Below are 16,715 nucleotides of genomic sequence, written 5' to 3'. Positions count from 1 at the left end.
AAAACCAAAGAAAATTAAACTTGATTTAAAACAAGCATTAATTTGTCAACTTTGCTATAAATAAGCTAACGTTGCTTAACTTTACCCTTTATTTTGCCAGAGGTTGCCATGGACATGTATCAAAATATCCTTGTTGTGATTGATCCGACAACAGAAGAACAAAAAGCACTTAAAAGAGCCATAGACCTTGCTGAAAGAATTCACACAGCTCGCCCTGATCAGCAAATAAATATTACCGCTTTTTTTAGTATTTTTGATTTTTCTTATGAGATGACCACTATTTTATCCAGTGTCGACCGGGATAACATGCGCCAAATGGTTATTAAAGAAAGACAAGTATGGCTAGATGACATTATCTCAGCAACAAATTGCAAAATGAAGATTACCAGCCAAGTGGTTTGGCATAACCGACCTTTTGAAGCCATTATCAAGCAAGTTATTGCACATAATTATGATTTAGTGATTAAAGGCACACACCAACATGATAAGTTCAAATCGGTGGTATTCACCCCAACCGATTGGCATATATTGAGAAAATGTCCTTGCCCAGTGTTACTCGTTAAAGAGCACGAGTGGCCTCTACAAGGCAACATATTAGCGGCGGTCAATGTTGGTAGTGATGAAACTGAACACTTATCTTTAAATAATACCATAACCACACAAGCAAAAAATCTTGCCCAGTTAATTACCGCCAATGTGCACTTAGTGAACTCCTACCCTGGTACCCCAGTCAATATTGCTATTGAAATCCCAGAGTTTGATGCCAGTGAATACAACAGTACCATGCAAGCACACCATCAAGAAGCGATGAGACAGCACGCAAATAGCTTTGCCATTCCCTTGGCTAACACTTATGTTGAAGAAGGTTTGCCCGAAAGCGTTATTGAGCAAGTAGCGTTAAAAATTGATGCTGAATTAGTTATCTTAGGCACTGTTGGTCGTACTGGCATCTCTGCCGCGCTGATTGGTAATACGGCCGAACATGTTATCGACCAGTTAAACTGTGATGTACTGGCCCTCAAACCTGATGGTTATGTGTCACCACTGGCTGATTAAACGGCCCCCGCAAACGAAAAACTTAAATAAACGGCAAAACCACCTCAGTGTTGCCGTTTTGTCTTTTAAATATTGGTAATGCCGCTAGTTATAAGTGAATAAGCTGCGTTTGTTTAAGGCGACTTAAGTTAAGGTGAAATAAGTTATCTGCTTGTGACATGGAGATAGCCTCAAAGTGCACACTATCACCTTGGCGTAATTGCGAAAGCTTCGCGCAATCGGATGAAATAACTGCACCAATTTTAGGATAGCCGCCAATAGTTTGTCTGTCATTCAGTAACACTATGGGCTGACCATCTGCCGGTATTTGCACGGCGCCATAACAAATGCCTTCCGATAATATACCATTAATATCTGCCTTTATCGCTCGCCCTTGCAAACGATAACCCATACGGTCCCAGTGTTTACTCACTTGATAGTCATTAGCAAAGAACAGCCTTTTCTCTATCGCGGAGAAGTGTTGCTGCTGATAACTGAGTACCGTGTGTAATAGCACCTCATTGGCATAGTGGGGTTGTCGAGACTCAGGTAACATTAAGTGTTTTCGCAGATAACCTCCTCTCGACACAACATGGCAAGGTAATACCTCATTAACGGCGATTTTAGCCCCCTTTAAGCCGCCGACCGACTCTCGACAAACGGTGGCTGTGCTACCAAAACTGGCTTTAATGACAAAGCCACCCGCTACCGCTAAATAGCAACGTACACCAACAGACGCAAACCCCAAGCAAACACTATCACCGGCTTTAACAAGGAAGCTTTGCCAAAGTGTTTTTGCGCGGCCGTTGACGGTTAGCGGCATGGGTGCACCGGTAACCGCAATAATACAATCGACTTGTGCTATTAACTGTAAACCACCTAAACTAATTTCAATAACAGTCGCATTAAGTGCATTACCACATAAGCTATTGGCCCAATAAAAAGCTAAGGAGTCTGCCGGACCGCCGTTGGTTAGTCCTAAATTAAAGGCGCCAAAACGGCCTGCATCTTGAACTAAGCTCAACACCCCGGCATTAGTGACTAAAAAACCTAACGGGTTAATAGCCGCTTTAGTTAGTACTTTACTCATAAGGCTATAACCTTCATCCCCGTACTCACCTGCCCTCGTTTAAGCTTATTTAAGTGGCTATTGATTACCGTCCCAAACATCAAGATAATTTCCCGCCTTGGTTAAGATACAGCTGTCTATCAATGGCGATAAACTTTACCCTATCGCCTACTGCGAGTGGCATTATCGGCTTTGCTTGGGGATTAAACATCTCAACAGGACATAAACCTATAATATTCCAACCACCGGGAGATTGGGCTGGATAAACCGCTGTTTGTCTATCCGCAATAGCGACCGCGCCTTTGGGTACTTTTAATCTTGGTGTCGTTAGCCTTGGCATAGCAATACGCTCATCAACTTCACCTAAATAAGCAAAACCTGGGGCAAAACCTATGGCATAAACACGATACTCTTGCCCTTGATGTAAAGCGATAACTTGCTCGACACTCAGCTTGGCGTGTTTAGCAATGCGCACTAAATCCATGCCTGATTCGAGCGAATAATAACAAGGTAGCTCAATTAACCTGCCCAGCTTACTGTTGGCTAGGTTACATTGCTTTAATAGTTCTTGCAGCTGGTTACGTAAATGGTGATGGTCAATTTTAACTAAATCGAATACCACTAAAATAGAGGCATATGAAGGGATAAGATCAACAATTACGGCTGATAGATGTTGCCGAATAAGCTGCTCGGCTTGCTGAACGGTGCGGTTAATTTCAGCAGAAACAACAAGCGAACTCTGCTCACGGAGTGAGAAATAAAGTATCAGAGCATTTTCACCGGCAACGTTGAGGTGAATAGTATCGTTAATTTTCATCGGCGGTAAGTATCATTAGTCTTAACTACCATGGTATCAGCTCAGTAAAGCTTTAATTTCACTAATGGCTTGCACCCCGGCAAGGTTATCTCCATGCACACATAAGCTATCGACGTTCAGTGCAAGTACCTTACCTGATACAGTAGTGATTGTACCCTGTTCAACTAGTTGCTTAACTTGCGCCAACATGGCAGCTTTATTTAACACGGCACCCGCCTGGCTGCGTGCTAGTAACTTGCCTTCATCGTCATAACAGCGGTCGGCAAAGGCTTCTGCGTATACTGAGATGCCAAACGTATTAGCTTGTGTTTTAAACGCCGCCAACTCGGGCGTAGCTTGTAACATCAGAGTGAGTTGCTGTGGATATTGACTTAAGGCCATTAAAATAGCGGTAAATACTGCCGGCTTTGCCATCATATCGTTATAAAGCGCACCATGTGGCTTTACATAATCTATCGACAGTCCTTGTGCCCTTGCCATACCGTCTAATGCCGCTACTTGATAGTGGATTAGGGCAATAATTTCCTCGGTTGAGCAAACCATAGCACGTCGGCCAAAACCTACTAAATCAGGGTAGCTAGGATGTGCGCCGACACTCACTTGCTGTTGTTTTGCTAATGCCAATGTTTTTTGCATTACTAACGGGTCGCCGCCATGAAAACCGCAGGCAATATTTGCTTGGTCGATATGGGGCATGACTTCATCATCGAATCCCATGGTCCAAGCTCCAAAACTCTCCCCTAAATCACAGTTTAATTTTATTGCCATTATTTGTCGCCAGTGTTTTATTTAATGAATCATCTAATCAATCAAAACATATTGTTATCAAGGATTATATACCCAAAATTAGTGGTTAAAATAGTAACTTATTAATAGTGTTCATATCAAAATAAAAAAGCCGACCAGTGAACACACTTGTCGGCTTTAATTGTTCTGTCTCAATAAGTTAAGTCGCTAGGCTATACTTTAACCCCTAACTCACGTAGACGTTCGAGTAAATAACTGGCTTGGGTATGTTGCTCAGATAAAACCACTTCACTACGTGGATGTAAAAATAAAGGTAGAGAAATACGAGATTTATCGCTGCCTTTACCGCTAGGGTTGATCACGCGATGGCTGGTTGATGGAAAATAACCACCCGATGCTTCTTGTAACATATCGCCAATATTAATGATTAGATTGCCAAAATCAGACGGTACATCCATCCATTCGCCATCTTGACCTTGTACTTGCAAACCTGGCTCGTTGGCTGCTGGTAATATAGTCAATAAGTTAATATCTTCATGGGCTGCGGCTCTAACCGCACCTGCTTCCTCATCACCGGTAAGCGGTGGATAATGCAATATTCGCAATAAGGTATTAGGGGTATCTTTAATCATATGCGATAACGCTTCAGCATACTTATCGGCAACATCAGCTGGACTGTGCTCTTCTACCCAGTCCAATAACTCAGCTGCCAGCTGTGATGTTAATCGATAATATTCAAGAATTTCATCTTTAAGTTGTGTCGGAATACGACCCCAAGGATAAACATGGAAATATTCTTTAATATCTTTTTTACTATGACCTTTAGCCGTTTCAGATATCTCAGCAGAAAAATAACCATCTTGTTTTTCTGGGTCAAAAACAAACGAATGCTTCTCTTCGCTTAAGAAAAACGCCTGCCAGTTTTTATAAATTGATGCCACTAAGCTTTGTTTTATTGGATGATTGATAAGTACAGCAAAACCAGTTTCGTGTAAGCTTTTAACAAATTTTTCAGCCGCATCTTTTGCTGTGTAATCGACAACTTGGACTTGCATAATTTAATCTCTTTTTAAACATAATGAAGATATTTTACTCTTTTATCGCTTTTGTTCAACAGCGACAAGCTAAAAAGCTGACCACATGGTCATTTAAAATATAAAGTAAACTTGCAAAAATTACCGCCATTCGCTAGCTTAACTTTTATTATTTTTATATTGATAGGGCTACTGATGCTTTTCAGTCTTAATTTATGGCAAAAAAGAGCTTGTTTGTTTGCCTTTTTATTTTTCACTACCGCCAGTACAGCATTATCGGCTCAAACAGTGGTTATCTTAGCTGACATGCCCTACAGCGATAAAGAGAAACTGATGTTACAAGGGCCTGATGGCATATTATATCGTCTGATCAATGAAATAAGCCCCAGTGTCGTTATGCACCTTGGCGATTTTAAAAGTGGTGGCAAGTCATGCACTGACACCTTATTAAAAGAGCATAAAGCACTGTTAGCACAAATCTATCTCGGCAGAGTTATTTACACGCCTGGCGACAATGATTGGACTGATTGTGATCGCTCGTCATTACGGTACAGTTTTAATGAGTTAGAACGGCTCGATTTTTTAATTACCTTAATGTTTAAGACGCCACCGCTATTAGACAAAAACTTAACCTCATTAACGTCGCAACCTGTACAAATAGAAAATAAATTATGGATCAATGAACGCCTAGCAATAAGCACCTTACACCTAGTGGGTACCAGTAATGGTCGAATTCATATCGATAAATCTAAACGAGAAGATGCCCTTAAAAAAGCTGATCATCGAGACAAAGCCAACCTAGCTTGGCTAGAAAATATTGCAGATAAAACCAAAGAATTTGATGCCTTAATCATCGGCTTTCAAGCTGATATATATCAACAAAAGATATTGCAAAGTAACACTTGTGACAGTTCATCATTAAAAACATGTGATGCTTTTGCTATGTATCGACAAGCATTTAAACAGTTAGCCAAAAGAATAAATAAACCAGTATTAATTGCCCATGGTGATACCGGGGAGTTTTGCTTTGAAAAATTAGACCATAATCTTTGGCATTTAAATGCTGCTGGGGACTTTCGCTACCTTGATGCAACAAAGGTTAGCTTTAATAAAGAATCGCCTGAACAGCCTTTTACGGTAACGGCTCTGATTAATCCAACCCTACCAAATATTGGTTGCCTCAACTAATCCAGCTTTTGCAAGAATATTTGCCTGTTTGTTAATGTATAACTAGTGTAATGTTGCACACCAAACAATACCTGACCGAATGGTTAGGAAAGAGAGACTTGATGAAAAATTCCACCTTAATACACTGGCACTGATATTTACGCTATTTTTCAGTGTTAGCACTCAAGCCGAGGAGATCAAAATTGCCTCTTGGAACATTGCTTGGTTAGGCTCTCATGAGTATAACCAACGTAGTGAAGCTGATTACCAGCAATTAGCACATTATGCCAAGCAACTAGATGCTGATGTTATTGCGCTACAAGAAGTTGAAAGCGAGTACTGGGCCCGAAAAGTTTTTGGCGATGGTTATGATTATTATTTTTCCACTAAAGATTGGGTGCAGCGTGTTGGTGTAGCAGTCAAAAAATCACGGGGTTTTACTGTTAAAGCCAAGGAGTATAAGGCCCTAGATATTGGTAAAGTACGCCATGGCATGGATGTTACCTTAACAAAAAACGGTAAAACCTTACATTTACTGGCAGTACATCTAAAGTCAGGTTGTTTTGCTGCTCCCTTAGATAATAACAGTATTGATGCCATGCCTAATTCCTCTGATAAAGAAATAAGGCGTAAAGAGGCCTGTGATAAACTCAGTAGACAAATAAAACCGTTAGAGCAATGGATTAATTTACATGCCGCACAGGACTCTGCTTATATTGTATTAGGTGATTTTAATCGCCGTTTTTCTCAAGATATTGCTTTGCAATACTCTGAGAAGAAAGGCTTATGGCAAGCCTTAAATGGTGACGGACAAGCCGCACTTTGGACACCAACAACAACAGTTAACTCAGACTGTTGGGGCGGTTATTATAAAGACTATATAGATCATATTCTTTTTAACCCAAAAGCCAAAAAGTTATATGTTGATGCTTCATTCGAACAACTCGTTTTCAAAGGTAAATACAGTAAAGAGTTATCACGCAACTTAAGCGACCACTGCCCTATTTCGGTAAAATTACAACTAAAAATGTCCACATAGAAGGTCTCATAAATAAATGGACGCTATAATTAATAACCATTAGTTGGTAATATTTATCATTTATGTTAATAACTTTACCCACTAAGATTGCACTGCTAGGACCTTTATCATGCATAACAACCAACTTCCCCTCCTTGATTTACATCGACACTTAGATGGCAATATTCGCCCAGCAACCATTTGGCAACTGGCACAAAAAAACAAGATAAAATTGCCTACTGACAACTTAGACGCATTTATCCCTCACGTGCAAATTACCGATAGTGAAGCCGACTTGCTTGCCTTTTTGAAAAAGCTTGATTGGGGTGTTGGGGTGTTAAAATCCCTTGATGATGTAGTGCGTATCGGTTTTGAGAATGTCGAAGATGTTTACCACGCTAACATTGATTATGCTGAATTAAGGTTTTCACCTTATTACATCGCCATGACTCACAACCTGCCAATAGAGGGTGTGGTTGAAGCGATTATTGAAGGCGTGAATCAGGGCAGAAATAAATTTGCCACTCAAATTAATTTAATCGGTATCTTAAGCCGTACTTTTGGGGTCGAACATTGTCAAAGTGAACTTAACGCCCTACTCGCCTATAAAGACAACTTAGTTGCGGTGGACTTAGCCGGTGATGAATATAACTTTCCAGGAAGCCTTTTTGAAAGCCACTTTAACCAAGTAAGAGATGCTGGCTTGAATGTTAGCGTACATGCGGGAGAAGCTGCAGGTCCAGAAAGTGTATGGCATGCCATTGAAAAGTTAGGCGCAACACGTATCGGTCATGGTGTCGCTTGCGCTAAAGATCAAAAACTAATGGATTATATGCGCGATCATCAAATTAGTATTGAGTCTTGTCTTACCTCTAATTACCAAACAGGTACCATTAAGGACCTATCGGCACATCCAGTAAAAACATTTTTAGCAAACGACCTGATGGTTTGTTTAAATACCGATGACCCTGCGGTTGAAAATATAGAGCTTGCTGGTGAATTTGAACTCGCGCGTAACGTACTTGGCTTGAATACTGAGCAAATTAATCAACTACAACACAATGCTGTACAAATGAGCTTTTTGTCTACATCAGAAAAGCAGACGCTGCTCAATATTAAGCAAAGCTCACTAAAATAGTACTGAAGTAATACTAAAGTCAGACTAAAATAATATGGTTAAACCTTTTCATTAAGTTTGTGATCTTGTTGTGCTCAGGAAAAACATTTCAGCACAAGGCGCTCGATTGACCAATAGCGGGCTATTGGGATTGAGAGCAAGGCAGTCTTGGGCTATTTTAACCCGCACAAGTGGGCAATACCTTAGTGACATTGGTATTACTTGATCAAGAATTCACTTAGCATTATGATTAACTGTACTTTTTTATTGATAAATATGCACTTTATCATCGCATTCAATCCGTAAAAAAGTAAATGAACAGCAATTTTATCAGTAAAAAACCCTTGATAGCAGCATGAATGATTCTATTCTGGCTAGAAACTTACTGAGTTATTATACTTACATATTAAAGGATAACTCTTATGCCAACCCCTCATATTGAAGCTCAAGCAGGTGATTTCGCCGAAACAGTATTAATGCCAGGCGATCCACTTAGAGCCAAATTTATTGCCGAAAATTTTCTAGACGATGTTAAGTGTGTCACTCAAGTACGCAACATGTTTGGTTATACTGGTACTTATAAAGGTAAACGTATTTCGGTTATGGGCTCAGGCATGGGTATACCAAGTATATCTATTTATGCCACTGAGCTTTATAAAGATTATGGTGTGGAAAAAATCATTCGCATTGGCTCTTGTGGCGCCATCCGTGATGATATCAAGATTCGTGACATAGTCATTGGTATGGCTGCTAGCACTGATTCAAACGTAAACAGACAAAGAATTAATAATATTGATTTTGCTGCGTGTGCAGATTTTTCTTTATTAAAAAGTGTCGTTGATACCGCGGAAAGGCTAGGTAAAGCTGTGCATGTTGGTAATATATTCACTGCTGACTTATTTTATACTCCGCAGCCAGAAATGTTTACCACCTTGGAAAAATACGGTGTTTTAGCGGTGGAAATGGAAGCTGCTGGCCTTTATGGTGTTGCTGCTGAATACGGTAAAAAAGCATTGACTGTGTTAACGGTCAGTGATCATATTAAAACCGGTGAACAAACCACGGCTGAAGAGCGACAAACCACGTTCAAAGATATGATGGAGCTTACCCTAGAGAGCATACTGTAAGAGCAAGCAGTTTAAGCAAGTACTTACTTCTTTATGCTCAACGGTATACAGTCTAGCCAATCGGTTTTGACAAAAAAAGGGTTAGCATTTTGCTAACCCTTTTTATTTCATTAAAAATCAGATAAAGATTTTATTTATCAATGAAGTGTTTTAGAAGAAAGACACTTTAAACGCGGCGCCAACAAAACGCTCTTCATTCACCATGCCTGAGTTGTTATTAAAATCAACACCACCAATAATGACTTGCTCATCGGTAAGATTACGAACAAAAGCAGACACTTCATACTCATTATCTCCCATAATCCAGTTATAACCAGTACGAGCGCCAATTTCTACTAGGGCTTCGCCTTCAAACTCTTTTGCTCGATATAAAAAGAAATCAACTTTACCACGGTAAGTTAAATCAGTATGAGCAAAGAACTCACCCTCACCAACTTCTTTTACATAACTTAAGGTTAAGTTTGATATCCACTCAGGCGCGTTAGGTAAGCTATTACCATCAATATACGCCATGGTAACAGGGCCACGACTACCAGGAATTTGGAAGGTAGCATCGGTTACAGTACAGGTGCCAGAGCCACAAACGGCAACAGCAAGACCTTTATCATCAATTTCAGTTTTGTTATAACTGAGATTAAAAGTAGCAATAATGTTATCCGTTAAAATCCACTCAGAATCAAGCTCAATACCATAACCCTTGGTGCTGTCTGCATTTAATAGTGTATTGGAATTTGAAGTACCACCGACGGCAGTTAATTGCTGATTATTCATATTAAAATAATAGACTGAGGCATTAATTCGACCTCTGCCGTCTAAAATATCAGACTTAATACCTGTTTCATACGAGGTAATGGTTTCAGAATCAGCAACACTAACATTTTGATCATAAAGTACACGACCTTGAATACTCGGTGCTCTAAAACTGTTTGCTACTCGGGCATACCAATTAACATCTTGGTTAATTTTATAAACACCACTAATATCCCAACTTACGTGACTATCACTTGGATTTACCGACTTAGAGTAATTACCACCATCAGCACCTGGAATGAATGGATGGTCTAACAGTTCCGCAGTAAAGTCTTTTTCATCGTCAGAATAGCGAAGACCTACCGTTAAGGAGAAGTCATCGGTAAAATCATAATCAACAGAGCCAAAAACAGCCCATGCGGTTGTTTCTTGGTATTGCGTTGATTCACCATTCTGCGCACCATGGGCCGGATCGGATGGTGTTGAGTTAGCATCACGAGTATAAAAATCAAAAGTATTAATGGTTAAATCTTCGTAAAAGTAGAAAAGACCAACTTGATAGTTTAACTGACCAACAAAATTTGAAGCTAATCTCAGCTCTTGCGTGTATTGGTGATGATCAGGGATTTCATCCGCTGTTTGGGCACCCCACCATACGGCATTAGCATCACCGGCAGGAGGAAAACCATTATAACCGCCATCAACATCAGCTCTAGAGTATATTTCAGCACTCTCCCAAGCCGTTATCGAGGTAAGCGTGTAATCTTCAATTTCCCATTCAAGTTTTAAACTACTACCTTGGGTACTCACTTGTTGAGTAGCAAACTGACCCGCATCTTGATAAACGACATCTGCTGCAAAATCAGGGCGAATATTATTAGTGCCTAGCGTCGCAATATTTGGATGAAAAGTAATAGGTGAACCATCTAGATCTCTAAAGTGATAATTAAATAAGGCACTGAAAGAATTGCCTTCATATAAAAATTGAATACGGGCTGCATTATCCTCATAGCCACCTAACTGATCAGTTTGTTCAAAGCCAACCGCGCGATTATCAATATAATCATCTTTTGATTGATGTAAAGCTGAAACGCGAATGGATAAGTTATCAGTCAAACCACCACCAATCGCAGCAGATGAATTAATTGCGCCACGAGAACCATAGGAAACAGCAGCATAACCATCAAAAGACTGTGATGGTTTCATTGAGTCAAACTTAACCAAACCAGCAGGGGTATTACGACCAAACAAGGTTCCTTGTGGGCCTCGAAGTACTTCTACTCGTTCAACATCAAAAACAGGAAAACCCTTTAAAATTGGGTTTTCTTGCACTATATCATCAACAATATAAGAAACAGGCTGTGAGGCATTTAAATCAAAATCGGTATTACCTAAACCACGGATATAAAAGCGAGGGAAACTTCGACCATATGAAGATTCAACGGCAAGACTTGGAATACGAGCGCTCATAAAGCGAATATCCATACCTGCAGAACTATAGGCATCAAGGTTTTCACCTTGTAATGCTGACACAGAAACAGGCACTTCTTGCACATTTTCCACTCGTTTACGGGCAGTAACTTCAATCACTTCAAGTTTAAGTTTACCCGCTTCTTCAGCTTGCACTATTGAAGTAACTCCGCCACCGGTGGCGAGGATTGCTGCGCTAATGCATAGCGATAGCGATTTTTTCTTAAAAGAGTACATGTGTTTATTCCCCAGATATAAATCAAATTAGTGATAGCTCGCTCTGAACGGCGATTCTAAAATCACTACTAGTATAGTTTCAGTTTTACAATTAACCTTTGAAATTAAGCTTTGACAAAAAGCTAGTGCCATAATCCATTGGCTCAACCTTAAATAGTTCCGCAATGGTTTGCCCCAAGTCAGCAAAGGTTTTTCGGTTACCTATATTAACAGATCCGACCTGTTGATGGTAAGCGATAATCGGTACATATTCTCTAGTATGCTCAGTGCCTGGCCATGTTGGGTCACAGCCGTGATCGGCGGTTAAGAATAAGATATCATCAGCAGACATCGCCTGAAACATTTCAGGCAGACGCACATCAAGTGCTTCAAGCTCTCTTGCATAACCGATGGCATCACGTCGGTGACCAAAGTCTTGATCGAAGTTAACCAAGTTAGTAAAAATAAGTGAATTATCTTGAGCAGTATTGATATGAGCAAGGGTGGCGTCAAAAAGCGCATGCAAACCAGTCGCTTTGGTTTTTTCATCAATTCCTTGATGGGCAAAGATATCGGCAATTTTACCCACACCAATCACATGGGTACCGGCCTGAGATATTTTATCTAGTACGGTAGGTGCTGGCGGTAACACCGAGTAATCTCTTCTGTTACCTGTTCTAGCGAAGTTGTCCGCATTATCCCCAATAAAGGGTCTAGCGATAACGCGTCCTATATTCAAGTCACCGAGTAATTCACGTACCGTTTCACAATATTTATAAAGGTTATCTAAACCAAAATGCTCTTCATGAGCCGCAACTTGAAAAACACTATCTGCCGAGGTATAACAAATAGGTAAACCCGTTTTGATATGCTCATCTCCCAAACGTTTAAGTATTTCAGTACCCGAGGCATGGCAATTACCTAACATACCAGTAAAACCCGTGGCTTGATGAATACTGTCGGTCAATGATTTTGGAAAGCTATTTTCTTTATCGGTAAAGTAGCCCCAGTCAAAAAGCACAGGTACGCCTGCCATTTCCCAGTGACCACTCGGAGTATCTTTACCTGTGCTAATTTCCTCTGCAAAGCCATAGGCACCTTTACTTGGCGCTCCGCCTTCATAAGGGAAGTCCTGATTAGATGCCTGCTGACAGGCTTTTATTAACCCCAGTGCAGATAAATTGGGTAAGGCAATCTTTTTACCTGTTGCATCAAAATATGCACGCGCTAAATTAGCTAAAGTATTTGCACCAACATCACCAAAATCAACGGCATCAGGAGAATAACCAATGCCAAAACTATCAATAACCAAAATTATTGCACGTGCCATAATATTTCCTTTTTTACTTTTAAATTACAAACAACAACAAATATTAAAATAATAATAATACAAAAAATATGACCAAGTGGTCAAGTTGTGTTAATTTATCACTTTTCTAAATAAGGCGACATAATTCCTTTCCTACTGGCTAACTATTTAGCCACTGTATCGTTTATTGACCTTATAATACTAAAATAAATATCGCTAATAGCTACTAGCTACAGGTAAGATAAACACTTGTACTTAATTATTAATTTTTGCTTTAACAACAGGCTGAACATTGAAACCATTTAAACCGACCATTATTGCTATCGCTGGCCCATCAGCATCAGGGAAAACACTTTTTGCCCAAACAATTCATGATGAGCTTGTTACAGAGCTGGGTAAAAATGGAATTTCAATTATTTATGAAGATGCTTATTATCGTGATCAATCACATTTGTCAATGCAAGAACGTGAGCAAACAAACTATGATCACCCGGATGCCTTCGAACATGAACTGTTGTCTGATCACTTAATACAACTCACTGAGAATAAGACCATAAACAGTCCTGTTTATTGTTACAAAACTCATACCCGTATCAATGAAACAAAGACTTTACTACCGACAAAAATAATCCTGATCGAAGGTATATTACTACTTTCGAATCAAGAGCTTAGAGACTGTTTTGACATTAAAGTTTATATGGATACGCCGTTAGATATCTGCCTGATCAGACGGATTCAACGAGACTTAGTTGAACGTAATCGCAGCATAGAGTCAGTTACCAGCCAATACTTAGCAACGGTAAGACCTATGTATCATCAATTCATTGAACCATCAAAAGCTTGGGCTGATATTGTCATTACCCGAGGCGGTAAAAACAGAATGGCCATTGAAGTGCTCAAAGCAAAAATTCGTCAACTGTCACAACAACCCACACAATAATAACCATAATAATAAAAACATAAGAGGTATTCATGGATTTAGGTGCACTTAGAGGTGTTATAGGCATAGTGGTATTGCTAGGAATAGCTTATGCCTTATCAAATGGCAAAAAATCTATAAACATGCGTACGGTTGGTTTAGCTTTTGCCCTACAGCTTTTACTGGGGGCCTTTGTTTTATATGTGCCTTTTGGCAAAGATTTTTTACTGTCTATGACCAATGGTGTGCAAAGTGTTATTGACAGTGCCAAAGTAGGCATTAACTTCCTTTTTGGTGGTTTAGGCACAGATGCCATGTATGACAATGGTGTCGGTTTTGTCTTCGCAATCCGAGTATTACCCAATATAATTTTCTTTTCCTCTTTAATTGCGGTCTTGTATTACCTCGGCGTAATGCAATGGGTTATTAAAATCATTGGTGGTGGCTTACAAAAGCTATTACAAACCAGTAAACCCGAATCACTTTCAGCCACGGCCAATATTTTTGTTGGTCAAACTGAAGCGCCACTCGTTATTCGCCCTTATATTGCCAAGATGACCCAATCAGAATTATTTGCCATCATGGTGGGTGGTTTAGCCTCTGTTGCCGGCTCTATTCTTGCAGGTTATGCTGGGCTTGGCATCGAGTTGAAATATCTTATTGCTGCATCATTTATGGCCGCTCCTGGTGGCCTATTAATGGCAAAAATCATTTATCCTGAAACTGAGCACGACAAAATAGTCAAAGACCCTATCGATTATGACGACGATGACAATAAACCAACCAATGTTATTGATGCTGCAGCCTCTGGCGCTGCATCAGGCTTGAAACTTGCGGTAAATGTCGGCGCTATGTTACTGGCTTTTATCGCGTTAATTGCCTTACTAAATACTATCGTTGGTGGTGTTGCTGGTTTATTTGGTTATCAAGATATCACCATTGAATTTTTCTTAGGTTACCTATTTGCCCCCTTTGCTTATATTATCGGTGTGCCCGCCAATGAAATGTTGCAAGCGGGTAGCTTTATTGGCCAAAAAGTTATCGTTAATGAGTTCTTTGCCTATGTCAATTTTATTGAAATAAGAGATACCTTAAGCCCAGTAACGCAAGTCATTGTCACCTTTGCTTTATGTGGTTTTGCCAACTTATCATCTATCGCAATTTTACTCGGTGGTCTTGGCTCTATGGCACCAAGTCGCCGCCACGATATTGCCAGGATGGGTATGCGAGCAATGCTTGCTGCAACATTAGCAAACTTAATGAGCGCGGCAATTGCCGGCATTTTCTTTGCTTTATAACAAGTAAAATAGGAAGATATAAATCATGTCAGATAACTTACCTAGTGCTGAGAGTAAAGCAGTCGCTCTACGTGCCCTGTCATTAATGGATTTAACTAGCCTTACTAATACGGAAACTGAGCAAGACATTATTGAGCTTTGTCGACAAGCAAAGTCGCCTGTCGGCGCAACAGCCGCTATTTGTATTTTTCCGCGTTTTATTCCCATCGCTAAAAAGGCACTGAAAGCACAACAAAGCCCACAGATAAAAATAGCTACGGTTACTAACTTTCCCCATGGTAATGATGATATTGATATTGCTTTAGCCGAAACCAAGGCTGCAGTAGCCTATGGCGCAGATGAAGTAGACTTGGTCTTCCCTTATCGCGCGTTAATGCAAGGTAACGAAAGCATTGGTTTTGATATGGTTAAAATTTGTAAACAAGCCTGTGCTAATTCAGCCAAGCTTAAAGTAATTATTGAAACAGGCGAACTCAAATCGGAAGTATTAATTCGCCAGGCCAGTGAAATTGCCATTAATGCCGGCGCCGATTTTATTAAAACATCGACCGGTAAAGTAGCGGTAAATGCTACGCCAGCCGCAGCAAAAATCATGTTAGAAGTAATAAAACAAAAGAACACTGCCGTTGGTTTTAAACCAGCCGGTGGGGTAAGAAACGCTGAAGATGCTGCTATATACCTTGATTTAGCCGATAGTATATTAGGCGGTGAATGGGCTGATGCTAATCACTTTCGCTTTGGTGCCAGCAGCTTACTTACCAGTTTATTAACTACGCTAGGACAGCAGAGTAATACTAAGACCTCAAGTAATACCGATACACCAAGCAAATACTAAAACTGACGAATAGCTGACGACTGAGTAAAGCTAGCACGATCAGTTTTATAAGATAATATTTAAAAAAGCAGTAAGCAATGGCACAACTTTATTTTTATTTTTCATCGATGAATGCCGGCAAGTCAACTCACCTGCTGCAATCTTCTTATAACTACCAAGAACGTGGTTTAGCAACCGCTATTTACACTGCGAAAATTGATGATAGATTTGCTAAAGGTAAAGTTACTTCCAGACTCGGCATTGATGCCGACGCTTTTTTATTTGACGATAAAACTAATCTATTCAAAGATGTTGAGCAGAAAAATCAAGCTAAAAAACTGGATTGTATACTCATCGACGAAGCTCAGTTTTTGTCAACAGAGCAGGTTAAACAGCTTACTGATATAGTCGATGTATTGCATATTCCTGTACTGGCTTATGGTATACGCACTGACTTTTTAGGACAAACCTTCTCCGGTAGTGCCGCCCTGCTCGCTTGGGCAGACAAGCTTGTTGAATTAAAAACCATATGTCACTGTGGCCGCAAAGCTAACTTTGTTATCAGGCAAGACGCTAACGGTAAAGCGGTACAAGATGGTGAGCAAGTCGAAGTTGGCGGTAATGAACGCTATGAACCCCTTTGTCGTGCTCACTTTAAGCAAGTTGTCAGATTATAAGACCAGGTAGTGTTCATACTGGTGATAAGGTTTACTACTTTATTATCAAAGTAGTTCCGATGAAGAGTTCATCTAAAAGGTAACTCATGGTTAAGCGTATTTTAAACGTAGTCTCTGCAGTTGCCGGGCAT

Annotated in this window: 15 protein-coding genes; 9 read left to right on the top strand and 6 right to left on the bottom strand. The window is 40.0% G+C overall.

The window, feature by feature from the left end; all coding sequences use genetic code 11:
• The first annotated feature begins 108 nt into the window (after nucleotides 1-108).
• Nucleotides 109-1,056 (top strand): universal stress protein UspE, encoded by a 948-nt coding sequence (gene uspE / locus MTCD1_RS14365; protein ID WP_057181313.1) that lies wholly within the window; start codon nucleotides 109-111, stop codon nucleotides 1,054-1,056.
• Between the two features lie 88 nt (nucleotides 1,057-1,144).
• Here uspE and MTCD1_RS14360 read toward each other — a convergent pair whose 3' ends face one another.
• From MTCD1_RS14360 to MTCD1_RS14345, 4 genes are all read right to left on the bottom strand, one after another.
• Nucleotides 1,145-2,125, bottom strand: coding sequence for a 5-oxoprolinase subunit C family protein (locus tag MTCD1_RS14360; protein WP_057181314.1), 981 nt, complete (start codon nucleotides 2,123-2,125; stop codon nucleotides 1,145-1,147).
• Between the two features lie 79 nt (nucleotides 2,126-2,204).
• A complete protein-coding gene (pxpB, locus tag MTCD1_RS14355; protein ID WP_057181315.1) occupies nucleotides 2,205-2,921 on the bottom strand; it encodes a 5-oxoprolinase subunit PxpB in 717 nt (238 codons plus the stop codon).
• Between the two features lie 36 nt (nucleotides 2,922-2,957).
• Nucleotides 2,958-3,683: a 5-oxoprolinase subunit PxpA gene (locus MTCD1_RS14350; RefSeq protein ID WP_082606530.1), complete on the bottom strand. Its 726-nt coding sequence runs from the start codon at nucleotides 3,681-3,683 to the stop codon at nucleotides 2,958-2,960.
• Nucleotides 3,684-3,880: 197 nt separating this feature from the next.
• Entirely contained in the window at nucleotides 3,881-4,723 is an 843-nt protein-coding gene (locus MTCD1_RS14345; protein ID WP_057181317.1) for an isopenicillin N synthase family dioxygenase, read from the bottom strand.
• Nucleotides 4,724-4,897: 174 nt separating this feature from the next.
• Here MTCD1_RS14345 and MTCD1_RS14340 point away from each other — a divergent pair, with 174 nt between their 5' ends.
• The 4 genes from MTCD1_RS14340 (at nucleotide 4,898) to deoD (ending at nucleotide 9,131) form a co-directional block, all read left to right on the top strand.
• Entirely contained in the window at nucleotides 4,898-5,890 is a 993-nt protein-coding gene (locus MTCD1_RS14340) for a hypothetical protein (protein WP_231733040.1), read from the top strand.
• 79 nt (nucleotides 5,891-5,969) lie between these two features.
• Entirely contained in the window at nucleotides 5,970-6,908 is a 939-nt protein-coding gene (locus tag MTCD1_RS14335) for an endonuclease/exonuclease/phosphatase family protein (RefSeq protein WP_057181318.1), read from the top strand.
• A gap of 109 nt (nucleotides 6,909-7,017) precedes the next feature.
• Nucleotides 7,018-8,025 carry an adenosine deaminase gene (add, locus tag MTCD1_RS14330; protein WP_057181319.1) on the top strand — a complete coding sequence of 336 codons (1,008 nt, stop codon included), beginning with the start codon at nucleotides 7,018-7,020 and terminating at the stop codon, nucleotides 8,023-8,025.
• Nucleotides 8,026-8,426: 401 nt separating this feature from the next.
• Entirely contained in the window at nucleotides 8,427-9,131 is a 705-nt protein-coding gene (gene deoD, locus MTCD1_RS14325; RefSeq protein WP_057181320.1) for a purine-nucleoside phosphorylase, read from the top strand.
• 150 nt (nucleotides 9,132-9,281) lie between these two features.
• Here deoD and MTCD1_RS14320 read toward each other — a convergent pair whose 3' ends face one another.
• Nucleotides 9,282-11,588: a TonB-dependent receptor gene (locus MTCD1_RS14320; protein ID WP_057181321.1), complete on the bottom strand. Its 2,307-nt coding sequence runs from the start codon at nucleotides 11,586-11,588 to the stop codon at nucleotides 9,282-9,284.
• A 91-nt stretch (nucleotides 11,589-11,679) separates the two neighbouring features.
• The gene (locus MTCD1_RS14315; RefSeq protein ID WP_057181322.1) at nucleotides 11,680-12,897 is read right to left on the bottom strand and encodes a phosphopentomutase; all 1,218 of its coding nucleotides are present in this window, start codon (nucleotides 12,895-12,897) and stop codon (nucleotides 11,680-11,682) included.
• 271 nt (nucleotides 12,898-13,168) lie between these two features.
• Between MTCD1_RS14315 and udk the strand changes: the two genes are divergently transcribed.
• The 4 genes from udk (at nucleotide 13,169) to MTCD1_RS14295 (ending at nucleotide 16,584) form a co-directional block, all read left to right on the top strand.
• Nucleotides 13,169-13,816, top strand: coding sequence for a uridine kinase (gene udk / locus MTCD1_RS14310; protein ID WP_057181323.1), 648 nt, complete (start codon nucleotides 13,169-13,171; stop codon nucleotides 13,814-13,816).
• A gap of 32 nt (nucleotides 13,817-13,848) precedes the next feature.
• Nucleotides 13,849-15,093 (top strand): NupC/NupG family nucleoside CNT transporter, encoded by a 1,245-nt coding sequence (locus MTCD1_RS14305; RefSeq protein ID WP_057181324.1) that lies wholly within the window; start codon nucleotides 13,849-13,851, stop codon nucleotides 15,091-15,093.
• Nucleotides 15,094-15,118: 25 nt separating this feature from the next.
• Nucleotides 15,119-15,928, top strand: coding sequence for a deoxyribose-phosphate aldolase (gene deoC / locus MTCD1_RS14300; RefSeq protein WP_057181325.1), 810 nt, complete (start codon nucleotides 15,119-15,121; stop codon nucleotides 15,926-15,928).
• A gap of 77 nt (nucleotides 15,929-16,005) precedes the next feature.
• Entirely contained in the window at nucleotides 16,006-16,584 is a 579-nt protein-coding gene (locus MTCD1_RS14295) for a thymidine kinase (RefSeq protein ID WP_057181326.1), read from the top strand.
• The last annotated feature ends 131 nt before the right edge of the window (nucleotides 16,585-16,715 follow it).

The sequence above is a fragment of the Colwellia marinimaniae genome, from assembly GCF_002207865.1.
Classification (GTDB): Bacteria; Pseudomonadota; Gammaproteobacteria; order Enterobacterales; family Alteromonadaceae; genus Colwellia; species Colwellia marinimaniae.
Note: the sequence above shows the minus strand (reverse complement) of the source record. Positions and strands in the feature narration are given on the sequence as shown.

Bases quoted from the DNA above. Each gene is read 5' to 3' on its own strand.
- uspE (WP_057181313.1), top strand. From the start codon at position 109: ATGGACATGTATCAAAATATCCTTGTTGTGATTGATCCGACAACAGAA.
- MTCD1_RS14360 (WP_057181314.1), bottom strand. From the start codon at position 2,125: ATGAGTAAAGTACTAACTAAAGCGGCTATTAACCCGTTAGGTTTTTTA.
- pxpB (WP_057181315.1), bottom strand. From the start codon at position 2,921: ATGAAAATTAACGATACTATTCACCTCAACGTTGCCGGTGAAAATGCT.
- MTCD1_RS14345 (WP_057181317.1), bottom strand. From the start codon at position 4,723: ATGCAAGTCCAAGTTGTCGATTACACAGCAAAAGATGCGGCTGAAAAA.
- MTCD1_RS14340 (WP_231733040.1), top strand. From the start codon at position 4,898: ATGCTTTTCAGTCTTAATTTATGGCAAAAAAGAGCTTGTTTGTTTGCC.
- MTCD1_RS14335 (WP_057181318.1), top strand. From the start codon at position 5,970: ATGGTTAGGAAAGAGAGACTTGATGAAAAATTCCACCTTAATACACTG.
- add (WP_057181319.1), top strand. From the start codon at position 7,018: ATGCATAACAACCAACTTCCCCTCCTTGATTTACATCGACACTTAGAT.
- deoD (WP_057181320.1), top strand. From the start codon at position 8,427: ATGCCAACCCCTCATATTGAAGCTCAAGCAGGTGATTTCGCCGAAACA.
- MTCD1_RS14320 (WP_057181321.1), bottom strand. From the start codon at position 11,588: ATGTACTCTTTTAAGAAAAAATCGCTATCGCTATGCATTAGCGCAGCA.
- MTCD1_RS14315 (WP_057181322.1), bottom strand. From the start codon at position 12,897: ATGGCACGTGCAATAATTTTGGTTATTGATAGTTTTGGCATTGGTTAT.
- MTCD1_RS14305 (WP_057181324.1), top strand. From the start codon at position 13,849: ATGGATTTAGGTGCACTTAGAGGTGTTATAGGCATAGTGGTATTGCTA.
- deoC (WP_057181325.1), top strand. From the start codon at position 15,119: ATGTCAGATAACTTACCTAGTGCTGAGAGTAAAGCAGTCGCTCTACGT.
- MTCD1_RS14295 (WP_057181326.1), top strand. From the start codon at position 16,006: ATGGCACAACTTTATTTTTATTTTTCATCGATGAATGCCGGCAAGTCA.